Annotated in this window: 16 protein-coding genes, 1 tRNA gene and 1 riboswitch; of the genes, 8 read left to right on the top strand and 9 right to left on the bottom strand. The window is 64.1% G+C overall.

Features of this window, described 5'->3' with window-relative positions:
• Positions 1–118: 118 nt before the first annotated feature.
• Entirely contained in the window at positions 119–1,138 is a 1,020-nt protein-coding gene (locus P6U30_RS04585; RefSeq protein ID WP_407168351.1) for an LLM class flavin-dependent oxidoreductase, read from the top strand.
• A 100-nt stretch (positions 1,139–1,238) separates the two neighbouring features.
• On the opposite strand, the gene P6U30_RS04580 is transcribed toward P6U30_RS04585, so the two are convergent.
• Positions 1,239–1,312, bottom strand: a tRNA-Gly gene (locus P6U30_RS04580).
• A 247-nt stretch (positions 1,313–1,559) separates the two neighbouring features.
• On the opposite strand from P6U30_RS04580, the gene P6U30_RS04575 reads away from it, so the two are divergent.
• Genes P6U30_RS04575 through P6U30_RS04565 form a run of 3 tightly spaced genes read left to right on the top strand, consistent with a single transcriptional unit; the run spans position 1,560 to position 3,244 of the window.
• The gene (locus tag P6U30_RS04575; RefSeq protein ID WP_407168350.1) at positions 1,560–2,399 is read left to right on the top strand and encodes a helix-turn-helix transcriptional regulator; all 840 of its coding nucleotides are present in this window, start codon (positions 1,560–1,562) and stop codon (positions 2,397–2,399) included.
• Between the two features lie 54 nt (positions 2,400–2,453).
• Positions 2,454–2,813, top strand: coding sequence for a VOC family protein (locus P6U30_RS04570; protein ID WP_407168349.1), 360 nt, complete (start codon positions 2,454–2,456; stop codon positions 2,811–2,813).
• 14 nt (positions 2,814–2,827) lie between these two features.
• Entirely contained in the window at positions 2,828–3,244 is a 417-nt protein-coding gene (locus tag P6U30_RS04565; RefSeq protein WP_407168348.1) for an SRPBCC family protein, read from the top strand.
• Between the two features lie 40 nt (positions 3,245–3,284).
• Here P6U30_RS04565 and P6U30_RS04560 read toward each other — a convergent pair whose 3' ends face one another.
• Together P6U30_RS04560 and P6U30_RS04555 are read right to left on the bottom strand one after the other, a co-directional pair.
• Entirely contained in the window at positions 3,285–4,727 is a 1,443-nt protein-coding gene (locus P6U30_RS04560; protein ID WP_407168347.1) for an MATE family efflux transporter, read from the bottom strand.
• A 255-nt stretch (positions 4,728–4,982) separates the two neighbouring features.
• A complete protein-coding gene (locus P6U30_RS04555; protein ID WP_407170350.1) occupies positions 4,983–6,041 on the bottom strand; it encodes a 2'-deoxycytidine 5'-triphosphate deaminase in 1,059 nt (352 codons plus the stop codon).
• 171 nt (positions 6,042–6,212) lie between these two features.
• A riboswitch (SAM riboswitch) is annotated at positions 6,213–6,292 on the top strand.
• 76 nt (positions 6,293–6,368) lie between these two features.
• On the opposite strand from P6U30_RS04555, the gene P6U30_RS04550 reads away from it, so the two are divergent.
• The gene (locus tag P6U30_RS04550; protein ID WP_407168346.1) at positions 6,369–7,562 is read left to right on the top strand and encodes an O-succinylhomoserine sulfhydrylase; all 1,194 of its coding nucleotides are present in this window, start codon (positions 6,369–6,371) and stop codon (positions 7,560–7,562) included.
• A 92-nt stretch (positions 7,563–7,654) separates the two neighbouring features.
• Here the strand turns inward: P6U30_RS04550 and P6U30_RS04545 are convergent, their stop codons facing one another.
• The 6 genes from P6U30_RS04545 to P6U30_RS04520 all read right to left on the bottom strand — a co-directional run bounded on the left by P6U30_RS04545 (position 7,655) and on the right by P6U30_RS04520 (position 15,608).
• A complete protein-coding gene (locus P6U30_RS04545) occupies positions 7,655–8,011 on the bottom strand; it encodes an iron chaperone (RefSeq protein ID WP_407168345.1) in 357 nt (118 codons plus the stop codon).
• Between the two features lie 46 nt (positions 8,012–8,057).
• On the bottom strand, positions 8,058–8,831 hold the full coding sequence (locus tag P6U30_RS04540; RefSeq protein ID WP_407168344.1) for an SDR family NAD(P)-dependent oxidoreductase: 774 nt from the start codon (positions 8,829–8,831) through the stop codon (positions 8,058–8,060).
• A gap of 107 nt (positions 8,832–8,938) precedes the next feature.
• Positions 8,939–10,084, bottom strand: a complete 1,146-nt coding sequence (gene pimD / locus P6U30_RS04535) for a pimeloyl-CoA dehydrogenase small subunit (protein ID WP_407168343.1) — start codon at positions 10,082–10,084, stop codon at positions 8,939–8,941.
• A gap of 185 nt (positions 10,085–10,269) precedes the next feature.
• The gene (pimC, locus tag P6U30_RS04530; RefSeq protein ID WP_407168342.1) at positions 10,270–11,460 is read right to left on the bottom strand and encodes a pimeloyl-CoA dehydrogenase large subunit; all 1,191 of its coding nucleotides are present in this window, start codon (positions 11,458–11,460) and stop codon (positions 10,270–10,272) included.
• A 204-nt stretch (positions 11,461–11,664) separates the two neighbouring features.
• Positions 11,665–13,344 carry a dicarboxylate--CoA ligase PimA gene (gene pimA / locus P6U30_RS04525; protein ID WP_407168341.1) on the bottom strand — a complete coding sequence of 560 codons (1,680 nt, stop codon included), beginning with the start codon at positions 13,342–13,344 and terminating at the stop codon, positions 11,665–11,667.
• Positions 13,345–13,511: 167 nt separating this feature from the next.
• Complete coding sequence (locus tag P6U30_RS04520; protein ID WP_407168340.1) at positions 13,512–15,608, bottom strand: 3-hydroxyacyl-CoA dehydrogenase NAD-binding domain-containing protein; 2,097 nt, start codon at positions 15,606–15,608, stop codon at positions 13,512–13,514.
• Between the two features lie 170 nt (positions 15,609–15,778).
• On the opposite strand from P6U30_RS04520, the gene P6U30_RS04515 reads away from it, so the two are divergent.
• The 3 genes from P6U30_RS04515 to P6U30_RS04505 all read left to right on the top strand — a co-directional run bounded on the left by P6U30_RS04515 (position 15,779) and on the right by P6U30_RS04505 (position 18,222).
• Positions 15,779–16,645, top strand: a complete 867-nt coding sequence (locus P6U30_RS04515) for an IclR family transcriptional regulator (protein ID WP_407168339.1) — start codon at positions 15,779–15,781, stop codon at positions 16,643–16,645.
• A gap of 69 nt (positions 16,646–16,714) precedes the next feature.
• A complete protein-coding gene (locus tag P6U30_RS04510) occupies positions 16,715–17,512 on the top strand; it encodes an ABC transporter ATP-binding protein (RefSeq protein WP_407168338.1) in 798 nt (265 codons plus the stop codon).
• Complete coding sequence (locus P6U30_RS04505; RefSeq protein WP_407168337.1) at positions 17,509–18,222, top strand: ABC transporter ATP-binding protein; 714 nt, start codon at positions 17,509–17,511, stop codon at positions 18,220–18,222. The genes P6U30_RS04510 and P6U30_RS04505 overlap by 4 nt, the downstream gene beginning before the upstream one ends.
• Positions 18,223–18,225: the final 3 nt, after the last annotated feature.

Below are 18,225 nucleotides of genomic sequence, written 5' to 3'. Positions count from 1 at the left end.
ACCGCAATGGAATCGAAGCCGCGGCTCCAGCAAACTTGGCCGGTTGGTAAACGCTGTGTTTCCTGATGGAGGCACATCGACGATCGCAAATCATCCCGGACATCACTACATTGGCCGCATGAAGAAGATCGGATTTCTCTCGTTCGGGCACTGGACGCCCTCACCGCAATCGCAGACGCGCACGGCCGCGGACACGCTCTTGCAATCCATTGATCTCGCTGTCGCCGCCGAGGAATTGGGTGCGGATGGCGCGTATTTTCGTGTCCATCACTTTGCCCGCCAGCTTGCCTCGCCCTTCCCCCTTTTGGCGGCGGTCGGAGCGAAAACCAGCCGCATCGAGATCGGCACCGCCGTGATCGATATGCGTTATGAGAACCCGCTGTACATGATCGAGGACGCCGGCGCAGCGGACCTGATCGCGGGCGGCCGGCTGCAACTCGGCATCAGCCGCGGCTCACCCGAACAGGTGATCGATGGCTGGCGCTACTTCGGCTACCAGCCGCCTGAGGGCGAGAGCGATGCCGACATGGGGCGACGTCACGCCGAGATCTTCCTCGACCTGCTGCGTGGACAGGGATTTGCGCAGCCGAATCCGCGGCCGATGTTTCCCAATCCTCCCGGCTTGCTGCGGCTCGAACCCCATTCGGACGGCCTGCGTGAGCGGATCTGGTGGGGCGCCGGCTCGAATGCCACGGCGGTGTGGGCGGCGAAGCTCGGCATGAACCTGCAGAGCTCCACCCTCAAGAACGATGAAACGGGCGAGGCCTTCCACATCCAGCAGGCGGCCCAGATCCGCGCTTATCGCGCGGCCTGGAAGGAGGCCGGTCATATACGCGAGCCCCGGGTCTCCGTCAGCCGCAGCATCTTCGCGCTGGTCGACGATCGCGATCGCGCCTATTTCGGAAACGACCAGGCGGAAGACCAGATCGGCTTTATCGACCAGAGGACGCGGGCGATCTTCGGCCGCAGCTACGCCGCCGAGCCGGACAAGCTCATCGAGCAGCTCAAGGCCGACGAGGCCATCGCGGAAGCCGATACCCTGCTGCTGACGGTCCCCAATCAGCTCGGCGTCGCCTACAACGCACATGTGATCGAGACCATCCTGACCCAGATCGCACCCGCCCTCGGGTGGCGCTGACCGGTTCACGCCTCCAACAGTCAGCCCCCGGTAACCGGCGCGAGCACGGGCGGATGCGGCCGAATGTCGGTGCGCGGACCTCGATGCATGAAATGCGCGTTGGAGCGGGCGAAGGGAATCGAACCCTCGTATGCAGCTTGGGAAGCTGCCGTTCTACCATTGAACTACGCCCGCGATCTCAATCGCTTAGGTCGGTCTCGCCTAGCGAGACCCGGCGGACCATAGCCCGGCACGCGGCAACGGATCAAGCATGCATTCGCGTTGGCCCGCAGGTCTCCCCTGGCCAAAGCGTTCTCGAGCGGGCGAAGTGGCCAGCGCCTTGCGCGCGTCCGATCGAGGGCCGATAGCCGGAGCGCGGGTAAGTCCGTTCGGCGTGCTGCTGTCCGTTGCGCCGCCGCGTCCCGACCCCTAGATTCAGGATATGAACCGCACCACGCTGTTGCAGCACGATCGCATCACCGTGAACCAGTTTCGCTGCACGGCGGAGCCGGGCGATAAGCCGTTCGCTGAGCAATTCGACTGCCATTCAGTGTCGTATGTGCTCAAGGGCAGCTTCGGCTGCCATTGCCGCGGCCGCTTCCACGAGTTGGTGGCCGGTTCATTCCTGATTGGCCATCCCGGCGACGAATACACCTGCACCCACGAGCATGTCGTCGGCGATGAGTGCCTGTCGTTCTTCCTCGACCCGGAGCTGGTGGAGACGATCGGCGACCGCGCGGCGGTCTGGCAGGTCGGCTCGGTGCCGCCGCTGCCGGAACTGATGGTGCTCGGCGAGCTCGCGCAAACGGCGGCACATGGCAACAGCGATGTCGGCCTCGACGAGGTCGGACATCTGCTTGCCCACCGCTTCGTCGAGGTGGTGTCCGACCGCAAGGCAAAACCCCTCACCGCCGGCCAGCGGGACCGCCGCCGTGCGGTGGAGGCGGCGCTGTGGATCGACGCCAATTCGCATCGCGCGATCGATCTGGATGACGCGGCGAAGCAGGCCGGCCTCAGCACATTCCATTTCCTGCGGCTGTTCTCCGCCGTGCTCGGCGTCACGCCGCATCAATATCTCGTGCGCTCGCGGCTGCGCCATGCCGCGCGCCGGCTGGCCGACGACGACAGCCCGATCACCGACATCGCCTATGACGTCGGCTTCGGCGATCTTTCCAATTTCGTGCGCAGTTTTCATCGCGCCGCGGGAACCTCGCCCCTCAAGTTTCGTCAGGCCTCGCGGGGCGACCGCAAGATTTTCCAAGAACGCCTTGCACTGCAATAGCTAGGGTTTCTCCAGGTCGCGCGTCACCGACGCGCCCATCATCTGGAGACCATCATGTACGACCATATTGGATTGCGCGTTGCCGATCTCGACGCCAGCGTGCGCTTTTACACCGCAGCGCTGGCGCCGCTCGGCTTCGTGCTCTGCTCGCGCGACGACAGCGGCGCCGGCTTCGGCCCGAAGGGTCAGCCGGCGCTCTGGCTGCATTTGCACAAGGGCAAGGCGCCAGGCGGAGCCCATGTCGCCTTTCGGGCCCCGAGCCACGAAGCGATCAAGACGTTCCACGCCGAAGGCATGAAGGCCGGCGGCAAGGACAATGGCGCCGCTGGCCACCGCAAGGACTACAGCCCCACCTATTATGCCGCGTTTCTGATCGACCCCGATGGCAACAATGTCGAGGCGGTGTGCACCTGACGAGGAGAATTCCTATGGCTTCCATTCACAAGGATATCCCGATCGACGCGCCGGCCGACCATGTCTGGGATGCGCTGCGTGATTTCGGCGCCCTGCACACCCGGCTGGTGCCGGGCTTCGTCACCGACACCAAGCTCGACGGCGACGTACGCATCGTCAGCTTTGCCAATGGCACGATGGCGCGCGAGACCTTGGTCGATCGCGACGACGGCCGCCGACGGCTGGTCTATGCGATCACCAGCGAACGGCTGAAACAGCATTCGGCCTCCGTGCAGGTGTTCGCGGAGGGCGACGGCCGGTGCCGGGTGGTGTGGATCGCCGACGTGCTGCCGCACGAGATCGCGCCCTACATGGACGCCCAGATGGACCTCGGCGCAGCGGCGATGCAGACCGCGCTGAAGCAATCGGCGAACGCGAAGAATATGGCCTGAGACATCCATCACCGTCATCCTGATGACGGGTTGAGAGATCTTACGATAGTGCCGGCTGCGCCTTGGCGACCGGTGCCGTCTTGCCCCAGCGCGTCAGGATCACGCTGAGGCAGGAGAGCACGCCCAATACAGCCATCGAGGCGGCTGCGAGCGCGAAGAAATTCTGTGCCGTTGCCTCGTGCGTCGTGAGCCACCAGCCGCCGGTGCCGATGAAGATCAGCCGCGCGGTCTGCGCCAGCACGGGGCCCAGCACCTTGGCCGCTCCTTGCGAGGAGAAGTACATCGACATCGCAAGCCCGATGAAGGCGTACATCGGTGCCGCGGTCGAGAGATAGTGATGGCTGGTGCTCCGCACATGCGGATCGTCGGTGAAGAGATTGACCCAGAGATCCGGGAAGACCGCGATGAAGCTGCCGACCGCGCCGACCGCGAGGAACGACACGGTGCCTGCGGTCCACGCGATGCGCCGGGCGCGCGCGACGCGCTCGGCACCTATGGCCATGCCGATCATCGGCACCGATGCGATGCCGACGGCGAAAGCCACCGAGGTCAGCATGAATTCGAGCCGCGCGCCGATGCCGTAGCCGGCAAGCACCGCGGTGCCGAACTGCGCCAGCATGTGGGTGAAGATCGAGATCGTCAAAACCGACTGCAGCGGCGAGAAGCAGGAGACGGCGCCGACCTTGAGGATGTCGATGAACATCGCCCATTGCACACGCAGCCCCCTGAGCTTCGGCCTGACGCGGGCGCGGCCGGAGAACAGGTACCAGCCCATCACGCTGATGCTGATCGAATAGGCGATCAGCGCACCTGCGGCGACGCCGCGCATGCCGAATTGCGGCACCGGGCCGAGGCCGAGCCCGAGCGTGCCGCCCAGCATGATCTGCCAGACCGCCGACGACAGGATCATCGTGGAAGGCAATTTCATGTTGCCGGTGCCGCGCAGGATGCCGGCCATGGTGTTCATCAGCCAAGGAAGGATTGCGCCGCCGAAGAACACTTGCGAATAGGCGATCGCCTGCGCCAGCACGTTGCCGCGGCCGCCGAGCAGCTCGAGCAGGCGCGGGCCGAAGATCAGCATGCCCAGCATGAAGCTGACGCCGAAGGTCAGGCCGATCAGCAGCGCATGTGCCGCGAGCGTCGAGGCGCGCTCGATCTCGCCGGCACCGAGCGCCCGCGCGATCGAGGAGGCGACGCCGCCGCCCATCGCGCCGCCCGACATCGTCATGGTCAGGATCACGCAGGGAAACACCAGCGCCATCGCCGCGAGCGACTCGACACCGAGGCGGCCGATATAGGAAGTCTCCGCGATCACCACGCAGGTGCCGGCGGACAGCGCGATCACGTTCGGCCAGGCGAGCCAGAGCAGCGTGCGCAGGATCGGCCCATCGAGCAGCGCGTTGCGCGCCGGCCTCGTTACCGGCGGCGGCAGCGGCCGCTCGTCTTCATCGACAGGTATTTCGGCAAGGCCGAGATCGGACATTTCATCTCCACGGCGCATGACCAAGGTCGTGCGCTGAATTTATGATTCAGAGCGCGATCGGACGCAAAACCGGTAACCACTTTTGCTGATCGCGCTCTGCGCGATCTTCGGGAGCCGCGCCATGGTGTTTCCCTACCATGACGGATGCCAATTCCACGTGCGCAAGACGCAAGGGGGGCCTGCGCGATTGCGGGTGAACCTTCGCGCGCGTCTGTCGATCACAGCACGATACGAAATCCGGCTAGCGGAATTTCGTTACGCGCGAAAATGCTTCGAGAGTTTCAGGCCCTGCGCCTGGTAGTTCGAGCCGATGCGCTGGCCGTACAATGCGTCGGGACGCTCCAGCATGCGTTCATAGACGAGACGGCCGACAATCTGACCGTGCTCGAGGATGAACGGCACCTCGCGCGAGCGGACCTCGAGCACCGCACGCGCGCCCTTCCCGCCGGCGCCGGCGTAGCCGAAACCGGGATCGAAGAAGCCTGCATAGTGGACGCGGAATTCGCCGACCAGGGGATCGAACGGCACCATTTCCGCGGCGTAATCCGGCGGCACCTGCACGGCTTCCTTCGACGCCAGGATATAGAATTCGCCGGGATCGAGGATCAGGCTGCCGTCGGGGCGCGCCTTGATCGGCTCCCAGAAATCATCGACCGGATAGCCGCCGCGGCGATCGATGTCGACCACGCCGGTATGGCGCTTGGCGCGGTAGCCGACGAAGCCGTTCGAACTCTCTCCGGACAGATCGACCGAGAGCGCAACCCCCTGGGTGAGATCCGCATCGTCGATATCGACCAGCCGCTCGGCGGCATGCAGCGCGTCGAGCTCGTCGGCATCGAGCACCGCATCGCCGATCCGGAAGCGGACCTGGCTGAGCCGCGAGCCTTCGCGCAGCAACACGGGAAACGTCTTTGGGCTGATCTCGGCATAGAGCGGGCCGTGATAGCCGGCGCCGATCACGTCGAAGCGTCGGGTGCCGTCGGCAATCACGCGGGTGAACACGTCGAGCCGGCCGGTCGAGCTCTTGGGGTTCGCCGCAGCGACGATCTGCGGCGGCAGCGCGAGGCTCTCCAGCAGCGGAACGATATAGACGCAATTGGTCTCCAGCACCGCGCCATCGGAAAGGTCGATCTCGTGCAGCTTCAACTCGTCGATGCGCTCGGCGACGGTGGAGTCGGGCCCGGGCAAGAAGCTGGCACGGACCCGGTAGGCGATATCGCCAAGGCGCAGGTCGAGGCTCGCCGGCTGGATCTGGCTCTCGACAAAGTCATAGGCGGGCAGAATGAGCCCGGCATCCGCCATCTCCGCGATCATGCGGTCGGGCAGGATTCCATTGGCTTCGTCTTCCAGCTCGAATGACACGGTACGGGTCCCCTAGGATGGCCTGATCATATCCTGAACGGCCATCCAAAGCCCCAAAAACTGGGCTTTTAGGGGTTATCCGATGACCGCCTTGACGGAAAGGGCACGAGGGAATATCAGCAGCAGTTATCCCGTGGTGATTTGAGCCGGCCGGCTTGCAGCCACGTAAAATAAGTCGCTAAACAGGCCGGGGACAGTGTGATCCCGGCCTGTGGAGATTGCTCCAGGCCGGTTTTTTTGTGGCCATTTTCTTGAGGAAATGGCCACGTCGGAGGTCACATGTCTGAATCTGAAGCTACCCGCCGCTATCGCCCCGAAACCCGCCTGGTCCATGGCGGCACGCTGCGCTCGCAATTCGGCGAGACGTCGGAGGGGCTGTTTCTCACCCAGGGTTACGTCTACGACACCGCCGAGCAGTGCGAGGCACGCTTCAAGGGCCAGGACCCCGGCTTCATCTATTCGCGCTATTCCAACCCGACCCTCGCGATGTTCGAGCGTCGCATGATCGAGCTCGAGGGCGCGGAAGCCGCGCGCTCGACCGCGACCGGCATGGCCGCGGTGACCACCGCGATCCTGGCGCCGCTCAAGGCCGGCGATCACGTGGTTGCATCGAAGGCGCTGTTCGGCTCGTGCCTCTACGTGGTGCAGGACCTGTTGCCACGCTACGGCATCGAGACGACACTGGTCGACGGGCTCGATCTCGATCAGTGGCAGCGCGCCCTGCGGCCGAACACGAAATCCTTCTTCCTGGAGAGCCCGACCAATCCGACGCTCGACGTGCTGGATATTTCCGCAATCGCCAAGATCGCGCACAGCGGCGGCGCCCGCCTCATCGTCGACAACGTGTTCGCCACCCCGATCTGGCAGAGCCCGCTGTCACTCGGCGCAGACGTCGTGGTCTATTCCGCGACCAAGCACATCGACGGCCAGGGCCGCTGTCTCGGCGGCATCATCCTGTCGTCGGAAGCCTTCATCGCCGAGCACATTCACAATTTCATGCGCCAGACCGGCCCATCGCTGTCGCCGTTCAACGCCTGGGTGCTGCTGAAGGGGCTCGAGACGCTCGGCATCCGCGTCCGCGCGCAGACCGACAACGCAGCGAAGATCGCCGAAGCGCTGGCGAGGCATCCGAAGATCACGCGGCTGGTCTATCCCGGCCGCGCCGACCATCCGCAGGCCGAGACGGTGAAAAAGCAGATGGGAGCCGGCTCGACGCTGGTCGGCTTCGAGGTGAAGGGCGGCAAGGCCGGTGCCTTCCGCTGCCTCAATGCGCTGAAGATCTCGCGCATCTCCAACAATCTCGGCGATGCCAAGAGCCTAGTCACGCATCCGGCGACCACGACGCATCAGCGCCTGGCGCCGGAAGCCCGTGCCGAGCTCGGCATCAGCGAGGGCTTCATCCGCTTCTCGGCCGGGCTGGAGCATGCCGACGACCTGATCGAGGATTTCGAGCAGGCGCTGGAGAAGGTGTGAGGCTGACGTAGCAACCCTCCCTCTCGCGAACCGTCGTCCCTGCGAAAGCATGCGAAAGCAGGGACGACACTGATCTTGTAGCGGCCGGGCTGCTAAAGCCCCTTTTTCCTGCGCGAACTGACTGCCAATTTCTCAACCAGTTCACCCGTGATAGGGTTACTCACCGAGAACGTAACGCCGGTCTTGGTTGCCTTGAGTTTCAAAGCAGCAATCTCGTCCGCATGCGCAGCAATCGCACCCGGGTCGACATATAGGCCACATTGTTTGCTAAAGGCCGCATAGCCCGCGATGATCGTGTCTTCGATCTGAAATCCGGGCATATCGTATTTCATCACTTCTTTGGCGTCTGGCAGTGCCCGCGATAGCTGTGCACGCAGTTGGCCCAACATGGCGCGAAACGGTGCCGGTGCGGCAGCTATATAGGCGTCATGGTTATCCTTCTTTGCCATGCTGACAGTATGCCAGTTAGCATAGCCAAAGACAACGAATGGGGCTTTACGTCGCAGCCGTCGTGACGCCGCCGTCGATCACGATGGTCTGCCCCGTCATGAAGGTCGAGGCGTCGGAGGCAAGATAGGCCACCGCGCCCGCGATCTCGTGCGGCTCGCCGATGCGGCGCAGCGGCGACGACGCGGTGCGGCGCTTGAGGTTGTCCGGATCTTCCCACAGCGCGCGGGCGAAATCGGTCTTCACCAGGCCCGGCGCCACGCAATTGACGCGCACGCCTTTCGGACCCCACTCGCCCGCGAGACTGCGGCACAGCGCGAAATCCGCCGCCTTGGAGATGCCGTAGGCGCCGATCACCGTCGATCCGCGCAGGCCGCCGATCGAGGAGATGATCACGACCGAACCCTTGCCGCGTTCGGCCATCTGCGGGACTGCGAGCGCACAGAGCCAGATGTTGCTCTTGACGTTGGAGCCCATGATCTTGTCGAAGGCCTCGTCCTTGATGTCGAGCAGCGGGCCGTAATATGGATTCACCGCGGCGTTGCAGACCAGGGTGTCGATCTTGCCGTAGTGCTTGATCGTTCCGGAGATCAGCGCCTCGACCTCTTCGCGGCGCGAGATGTTGCAGGGGATGACGATCGCATCGCCGCCGGCCTTGTTGATGCCGTCGGCGACCTCCTTGCAGGCATCCGCCTTGCGCGAGGAGATCACGACCTTGGCGCCGAGTTGCGCCAGCAGCTCGGCCGACGCACGGCCGATGCCGCGGCTCGAGCCGGTGACGACGGCGACCTGGCCGGTGAGATCGAATGGCGTGTTCTTCATTGTTGATGCCTCCCTGACGACTGCAAATGACACGTCATGCGGCTTGACCCGCGCATCCATCTTTTTGAAAAGCGATGGGTTGCCGGGTCAAGCCCGGCAACGACAGCTCAGGTCAGCAGCCCGCCACCCTCACTGACACGGCGGAGGTGGTAGTCGGTGTCGCCGAGCGTGTTCTCGATCATGGTCAGCCGCTTGAAGTAGTGGCCGATCTTGGCCTCCATGGTCATGCCGATGCCGCCGTGGAGCTGGATCGACTGCTGGCCGACGAACTTCAAGGACTTGCCGACCTGCACCTTGGCCGCGGCGACCGCGGACGAACGCTCCTTGGCATCGTCGAAGTCGGACGCCATGGTCGCGAACATCGACATGCTGCGGGCCTGCTCCAGCGCCACGAACATGTCGGCGGCGCGGTGCTGCAGGCTCTGGAACGTGCCGATCGCGACGCCGAACTGCTTGCGCGTCTTGATGTACTCGACGGTGGTCTTCAGCGATTCATCCATCGCGCCGACGGCTTCCGCACAGAGAGCAGTGCGGGCCTCGTCTGCGACGCGCTCGATCAGCGGCAACGCGTTCTCGGGATCGCCGATCACAGCATCCGCACCGACCTCGACATTGGTGAAGGTGATGTCGGCTGCATGCAGGCCATCCTGCGTCGGATAGCCCTTCCGCGTGACGCCCTTGGCGTCGGCAGGCACCAGGAAGACACCGATACCGGCCTTGTCGCGCTGACCGCCCTTGGTGCGCGCGGTGACAACAAGCGTGTCGGCATTTTCACCGTTGAGCACGACGAACTTCTCGCCGTCGATCACCCAGCCGTCGCCCTTCTTCTTCGCCGTCGTAACGACATCATAGAGGTCGTAGCGCGAATTCTTCTCGAGCTGCGCGAAGCCGAAGGTCTTGCTGCCGTCGATGATGCCAGGGATGTACTTCGCCTTCTGCTCGGCCGAGCCGCCATGGCGTAGGAAGCCGCCGGCGATCACAACCGTCGCAAGATAGGGCTCGACAACCAGCGCCTTGCCGAGCGCTTCCATCACGATCATGGTCTCGACCGCGCCGGCGCCGAAACCGCCATCGGCTTCCGCGAAGGGCAGGCCGAGCAGCCCCTGCTCGGCGAGCCGGCCCCAGATGGCTTTGCTCCAGCCACCCTTCTCCTTCATGTACTTCTTGCGTGCATCGAAGTCGTAAGCGTCGGCAAGAAGCCCGTCGACGCTGTCTTTGAGAAGCCGCTGCTCCTCGGTCAGATCAAAATCCATTTTTCCATCTCTCCAAAATCACGCGGGCGCAGTTGCGGCCCGGATCTCCCCTCGTCATCCCCGCGAAGGCGGGGATCCAGTACTCCGCGACGCTCATTGGGAAATCACGACCGCCGCGGCGTACTGGGTCCCCCGCACCAGTGCGCAATTGCGCGCAAGGCGGGGGACGACAGCTAACGTGTGGCTTAAAGCCCCAGCACCGCCTTGCTGATGATGTTGCGCTGGATCTCGTTGGAGCCGCCGTAGATCGAAACCTTGCGGTTGTTGAAGTAGCTCGGCGCGATCTGCGCGGTCCAATCCATGCTCTCGTTGGAGCCGGCGTCGCCATGCTCGTCATAGGGCGCAGCGAACGGACCGATCACCTCCATCAGAAGCTCGGTGGTGGTCTGCTGGATTTCCGAGCCCTTGATCTTGAGCACCGAGGACGCCGGATTGGGCTTGCCCTTGCCGTGCTTGCCCTCGTCGGCGACGACGCGGAGCTGGGTGAGCTCGAGCGCCTTCAGCTCGATCTCGCACGCGGTGAGCTTCTCGCGGAACGCCGGATCCTCGATGACGGGACGGCCGCCGGCCTCGACCTTGGATGCCAGCGCGCGGATGCGGCGCAGCCGCTCCTTCGACACGCCGACCCGGGCGATGCCGGTACGCTCATTGCCGAGCAGGAATTTGGCGTAATCCCAACCCTTGTTCTCCTCGCCGATCAGGTTCTCATAGGGCACCTCGACATCATCGAAGAACACCTCGTTGACCTCATGGCCGCCGTCGATGGTTTGGATCGGACGTACGGTGACGCCCTTCGACTTCATGCTGAACACGATGAAGGAGATGCCCATCTGCTTCTTCGCCGTCGGATCGGTGCGGCAGAGGCAGAAGATCATGTCGGCGTGCTGGGCCAGGGTGGTCCAGGTCTTCTGGCCGTTGATGATCCACTTGTCGCCCTTGCGCTCGGCCTTGGTCTTCAGCGAGGCGAGGTCCGAGCCCGAGCCCGGCTCCGAGAAGCCCTGGCACCACCAATCGTCGACATTGGCGATACGCGGCAGATACCTCTTCTTCTGCTCCTCATTGCCGAACGTGTAGATCACCGGGCCGACCATGCTGACGCCGAAGGCGAGCGGCTGCGGCGCCGGATAGGACTGCAGCTCCTCGTTGAAGATGTAATGCTGCACCGAGGTCCAGCCGGTGCCGCCGTATTCCTTCGGCCAGTGGGTGACGCCCCAGCCCTTCTTGTTCAGGATGCGCCACCAGGTGACCATCTCGTCCTTCGACAGATGGCGGCCTTCCTGCAGCTTGCGGCGCGTTTCCGGCGGCACGTTGTTCTTGAAGAACTCCCGCACCTCCTCACGAAACGCTATCTCTTCCTTGGTAAAAGCGAGATCCATCGGATCCTCCTTTGAAAGTTCAATAAGTTCGCAACTCGCTCGCCGTCGTCCCTGCGAAAGCAGGGACCCATAACCGCCGGCCATCGCAACTGGCAAAGCCGGCTGCCGCTTGTGCCTTTTGCAGGGGCCGCGGCGTATGGGTCCCGGCTCGCGCTTCGCTTGGCCGGGACGACGGAATGACTGCAACAGCTCGAACAGGCCCGGTCATGAGCGAGACACCGATGCGTGCTGCGATTGAGACGTCTTCGGCTGCTGCTGCCGCAGTTCGTGGCGCGACAGCTTGCCGACCGGCGTGCGCGGCAATTCGGCGACGAATTCCAGCGCGGCCGGCAGCTCGTGCTTGCCGACCTTGCCAGTGAGGAACGCGCGGAGCTCGTCGAGCGAGAACGGCTTTTCGCCGTCGCGCAGCTTGATGAAGGCCTTTGCCGCTTCGCCGCGGTAATCGTCTGATATGCCGATCACGATCACCTCCTGCACGGCCGGATGCGTGTAGATCGCCTGCTCGATCATCTGCGGATAGACGTTGAAGCCGCCGGAGATGATCATGTCCTTCTTGCGATCGACCAGATAGAAATAGCCGTCGGCATCCATGTAACCGATGTCGCCGGTGAGAAAGCGGTCGCCGACGAAGGCCTCCGCAGTCTCCTGCGGCCGGTTCCAGTAACCCTTGGTCACGTTCGGACCGCGAATGCGGATCTCGCCGACCCCGCCGACCGGCATCACCTTGGTGGAGTCCTCGAGCGACACAACGTCGAGTTCGATGCCAGGCAGCATCAGCCCGATCGAGCCCGGCTTCTCCGGCCCTTCCTTCGGATGGCCGGTGCCGGGTGAGCAGGTCTCGGTCATGCCCCAGCCGCTCTTCAGCTTCATGCCGACGCGGCGCTCGAAGATCTTGGCGACCTCGACCGGCAGCGGCGCGCCGCCGGAGCCGGCGACCACAAGCGAAGACAGATCGCGCTTGTCGAGATCGGGAAGTGCTGCGATCGCGATCCACATCGTCGGCACGCCGGGGAAAACAGTCGCGCGTTTGACCTCGATGTCGCGCATCACGGCCTCGACATCGAAGCGCTGGTGCAGCGAGATCAGATGACCGCGGCGGATCACCGACAGCAGCACGACGGTCAGCGCGTAGATGTGGAACAGCGGCAGCACGCAGATCACGCGCTCGATCGCATTGCGTTCGAGCCGGCCCGGCTTGCCCCAGACATCGTAGATCGAGACCGCCGCCGTGAGATTGCCGTGGCTCAGCATCGCACCCTTCGGCAAACCAGTGGTGCCGCCGGTATATTGCAGCAGCGCGACGTCCTCGACGTCGACCGCGGGCCATTGCGCCGGCTTGGTCGCACCCTCAATGAATTGCTTATGAGTAATGATCGCGGGATTGTCGGGCAACGCGGTTTGCGCCGTGCCGACCTTGCCCCAATGATCGTCCTCGCAGACGATCAGACGGTCGAGCAGACCCTTGGCGAGGAACTTCAGCGCGGTCGGCAACAGCGCCGACAAATTGCTGGTGACGAGCACCCGCGCGCCGGAGTCGGACAGTTTGTGCGACAGCGCGATCTCGCCATCGAGCGGCGACAGATGCACGACGCGAGCGCCTGCTTTCAGCGCGCCGAAGAAATTGATCGGATGATCGGGCGTGTTGCCGAGAAACAGCGCGACCGATGCGCCCTTGCCGTAGCCCGCGCGCAGGAAGGCGCTGGCGGCGGTTTCGACAAGAGCCTCCAGCTCGCTGTAGCTAATCGGCCGGTCGCGGAATTCGATCACAGGACGCGCACCGAATTCGCCGGCTGCAGTTGAGAGCAGGTCCGGCAGCGTGCCGCGCGCGATCTCGTCGCTCCAGTGCACGCCCTTCGGATAATACTGTTCGCCGGGATAGATCATGAAGCTTCTAAATTCCGTGAGGGGACCCCGCTGCGCGGGCTCCCCTCCCCCTTGCGGGGAGGGGTTGGGGAAGGGGGCCCACACGGGCAGTCCCGTTGCGGCCACCCCTCTCCCTGCCTCTCCCCCGCAAGGGGGGAGGGACGGAGAGACAGAGCCGCATGTCGGCATCAAGCCGCCTTCGACGGCGCGGCGAGCGAGGCGAAGGTCTTGCCCTCGTCCGCGAGTTTCTTGAGCAGCGGCGCCGGCTCGAGCGAAGGATCGTTGGTCTCCTTGGCATAGAAGGCGAGACGATCGGCGATATGCTTCAGGCCCACGGTGTCGGCCCAGAACATCGGGCCACCGCGATAGATCGGCCAGCCGTAGCCGTACAACCAGACCACGTCGATGTCGCTCGGCCGCGCCGCGATGCCCTCGGCAAGGATCTTCGCGCCCTCGTTGATCATCGGGTACATCATGCGCTCGAGGATCTCGTCGTCGGTCACCACGCGCTTCTTGCGGCCAAGGCGGGCCAGCGTCTCGTCGATCAGCTTCTCAACCTCCGGATCAGGCAGCGCCGCGCGCGAGCCCGGCTCGTACTTGTAGTAACCCTTGCCGGTCTTCTGGCCGAAGCGGCCGGCTTCGCACAGCGCATCCGCGATCTCGGACTTGATGCCGCGGTCCTTGCGCGAGCGCCAGCCGATGTCGAGGCCGGCCAGATCGCCCATCGCGAACGGGCCCATCGGCATGCCGAACTTGGTCACGACGGCGTCGACCTGCTGCGGCAACGCGCCCTCGAACAACAGCTTCTCGGCTTGCTTGCCACGCTGCGCCAGCATGCGGTTGCCGACGAAACCGTCGCAGACGCCGACCACCGCCGGCACCTTGGCGATCTTGCGGGCGATCGAGACGGCCGTGACCAGCGCGTCCGGCGCGGTCTTGTCGGCGCGCACGATCTCGCACAGCTTCATCACGTTGGCCGGCGAGAAGAAGTGCATGCCCAGCACGTCCTGCGGACGCTTGGTTTCCTTCGCGATCTCGTCGATGTTCAGATACGAGGTGTTGGAGGCAAGCACCGCGCCGGGCTTGGCGTATTGATCGAGCTTGCCGAACACTTCCTTCTTGACCGCCATGGTCTCGAACACCGCTTCGATCACCAGGTCAGCATCCTTGACGTTCTCGAGACCGACCACGCCGTTGATCAACGCCATCCGCTTGGCCGGGGCGTCGGCCGGGATGCCGCCGCGCGCCGCGGTCGCCTCGTAGTTCTTCTGCATGATGCCCATGCCGCGCTTGAGCTGCTCCTCGCCGGTCTCGATCAGCGTGACCGGGATGCCGGCGTTGGCAAACGACATCGCGATGCCGCCGCCCATGGTGCCGGCGCCGATGATGGCGACGCGCGAGACGTTGCGCGATTTGGTGCCGTCAGGCACGCCGGCAATCTTGGCGGCTTCGCGCTCGGCGAAGAAGGCGTAGCGCTGCGCCTTCGACTGGTCGCTCGAGACCAGCTTGAGGAAGCCCTCGCGCTCCTTCTTCAGGCCCTCGTCGAACGGCAGATCGATCGCGGCGCCGACGGCGTCGGCCGCCGCGAACGGCGCCTCGAGCCCGCGCGCCTTCTTGGTCATCGCGGCAACGGCATTGGTGAAGATCGAACGGTCGGCCTTGGCCGCGGCGAGCTTGGAGTCGTCGTCGCGCAGCCGGCGCAGCGGACGCTTCTCGGCGACCACCTTGCGCGCAAATGCCTCACCGCCCGACGCCGGGCCTTCGACGATCTCCTCGATCAGGCCGGCCTTCAGCGCCGCATCGGCGCTGATCGGATCGCCGCCGACGATCATCTTGACCGCGAGCTCGGGGCCAACCGCACGCGGCAGCCGCTGGGTGCCGCCCGCGCCCGGCAGCAGGCCGAGCTTGACCTCGGGCAGGCCGAGCCTCGCATCCTTGGTGGCAACACGATAATGGCAGGCCAGCGCGACCTCGAGGCCGCCGCCGAGCGCGGTGCCGTGGATCGCGGCGACGATCGGCTTCGGGGAGTCGTCCATCAGGCTCAACACTTCGGCGAGACCGGGCGGCTTCGGCGGCTTGCCGAACTCGGTGATGTCGGCACCGGCGATGAAGGTGCGGCCGCTGCAAGTCAGCACGATGCCCTGCACCTGCGGATCTGAAATCGCGCTCTTCATGCATTCGAAAATACCGCCGCGCACTGCAGCGCTCAGCGCATTCACAGGGGGGCTGTTAACCGTGACGACAGCAATGTTGTCATGACGCTCGAGCTTGACGACTTCACTCACAGGCACTCTCCCTGGATGCTGTTCTTGAACTTGTGTTGAGTGGCTACGCAACTTGCGTCACGCCACCAGTTTCGACTAATTTCGCACTGCGAAATTAAATTCCACATCTTGACAGCGAGGGTTATTTTGAAGCACGAGCCTTGTCAACGAGCATGACAAAGCGACAGGGAATGAAACGTTCTGGCAAGAAAGTTGCGACCGATCGCAATTTCGTCGTCGCGCTCTCCCGCGGACTTGAAGTCTTGCGTGCATTCCAGCCCAACGACGGACTTCTCGGCAATCAGGAGATCGCGGCCCGCACCAAGCTGCCGAAGCCGACCATTTCCCGGCTGACCTATACCTTGACCAAGCTCGGTTACCTTACACCCGTTCCCAAATTCGAGAAGTACCAGCTTGCGCCGTCGGCGATGGCACTCGGCTATGCAGCCCTTGCAAATCTCGGCGTTCGGCATCTGTCCGAGCCATATCGAGAAGACGTGATGCGCGCGACCGGTGGTGCGGTCGCGGTCGGCGGCCGCGACCGCCACAGCATGATCTACTTCGGTCAAAGCCGGAACGGCCTGACGCTCGGCGTGCAACTCGACGTCGGTTCGAGGATACCCATCGCAACCACCGCGATGGGACGTGCCTATATTTGGGCATTGCCGCCGGACGAGCGTGCGGCATTATTGCGCGAGCTGCGGGACCACTACGGCAGCCGCTGGGCCAAGATGCGCGACGGCATCGAACGCTCTGGCGAGATGGTGGCGAAGTACGGATTCGCGATGTCCACCGGCGACTGGCAGAACGATGTCGCAGCGGTGGGCGTTGGATTGAAGTTGAATGACGGAACCGGTCCCTATGCCTTCAACTGTGGCGCACCGGCATTCCGCTTCACGGAAGATAGATTGCGCAACGACATTGGACCTCGTCTTGTCGCGATGGTAAGGAACATCGAGCAGGCGCTCGGTGGGATGGCGCCGCAATCAAAAAAAGAAGCAAGCAAAAAGTCCAGAGTAGGAGGGAAAGTTGCACGTTTGGCCGAGGGGATCAGATAGCCTCCATCACGACCCGCGAACCACGTCGCAAGGTCGCTCGCACCGCGAATTGATGGCGGGCGAGACGAGATGACGCAGGCACAGCTCGCGCAGGGACAGCAGCCCCTGCTCGCGGTTCGCGACGTCAGCGTCGTGTTCGGCGGCATCATCGCGCTGAACGGCGTGTCCTTCGACATGCATCAGGGAAACATCCTCGGACTGATCGGACCGAACGGCGCCGGCAAGACCACGCTGTTCAACTGCCTGTCACGGCTCTATCAGCCGTCATCCGGCGACATCCTGATGGAAGGCAAGAGCATCCTGACGCGTCCGCCGCACCGGATCGCCGAGATCGGGATCGGGCGCACGTTCCAGAACGTCGCCCTGTTTCCCAATCTCTCCGTGATCGACAACGTGCGGGTCGGCGCCCATGCGCGCACCTCGAGCGACATCGTCAGCGACTCGCTGCGCCTTGCCTGGGTTCGCCGCGGCGAGGCCGACATGAACAAGAAGGTGCACGAGATCCTCGGCTATCTCGACCTCGAGAATGTCGCCCACACCGTGGTCTCCGGCCTGCCGTTCGGCACCCAGAAGCGGGTCGAGCTGGCGCGCGCTTTGGCCGCAGATCCGAAAATCCTGCTGCTCGACGAGCCGGCCGGCGGCCTCAACCATGAGGAAGTCCATGTGCTCGGCGACCTCATCCGCAAAATCCGCGCCGACCGCAGGATCACCGTGCTGCTGGTCGAGCACCACATGGGCCTCGTGATGTCGATCGCCGACCATGTCGTCGCGCTCAACTTCGGCCGCAAGCTCGCCGAGGGAACGCCGGCCCAGATCCAGGCCGACCCGGATGTCATCAAAGCCTATCTGGGGAGCAAGGACCAATGACCGCGATGCTCAACGTCAAGGACTTGCGCGCCTATTACGGCCAGGTCCAGGCCCTGCACGGCCTCAACTTCTCGCTCAACGAGGGATCGCTGACCACGCTGCTCGGCGCCAACGGCGCCGGCAAGACCACCACGTTGCGGGCGATCTGCAACATGGTGCGCTCGACCGGGTCGATCGAGTTCGAGGGCAAGCCGATCGGCACCCGCTCGACCGAGAACGTCGTCCGTCTCGGCATCGCGCATGTGCCGCAAGGCCGCGGCACCTTCACCACCATGACGGTGGAGGAGAACCTGCAGCTCGGCGCCATCACCCGCACCGACAAGAAGAACATCGTCACCGACATCGAGCGGATGTACGACCACTTTCCGAAGCTGAAGGAACGCTATTCGCAGCAGGCCGGCACGCTTTCCGGCGGCGAGCAGCAGATGCTCGCGGTCGCCCGCGCGCTGATGCTGCGGCCGCGGCTGATGCTGCTCGACGAGCCGTCGTTCGGGCTCGCGCCGCTGATCGTGCGCGACCTGTTCGGAATCCTCGGCAAGATCAATCGTGAGGAAAAGGTGACGATCCTGGTGGTCGAGCAGAACGCGCAGCTCGCGCTCGAACTTGCCGACCAGGCCTATGTGATCGAAACCGGACGGATCGTGATGTCGGGCAATGCCAAGGACATCGCGAACAACGAAGACGTCCGCAAATCCTATCTCGGCTACTAAAGG

This window comes from Bradyrhizobium sp. ORS 111 (assembly GCF_045571485.1).
Lineage (GTDB): Bacteria > Pseudomonadota > Alphaproteobacteria > Rhizobiales > Xanthobacteraceae > Bradyrhizobium.
This window is presented reverse-complemented; position numbering and strand designations above follow the sequence as displayed.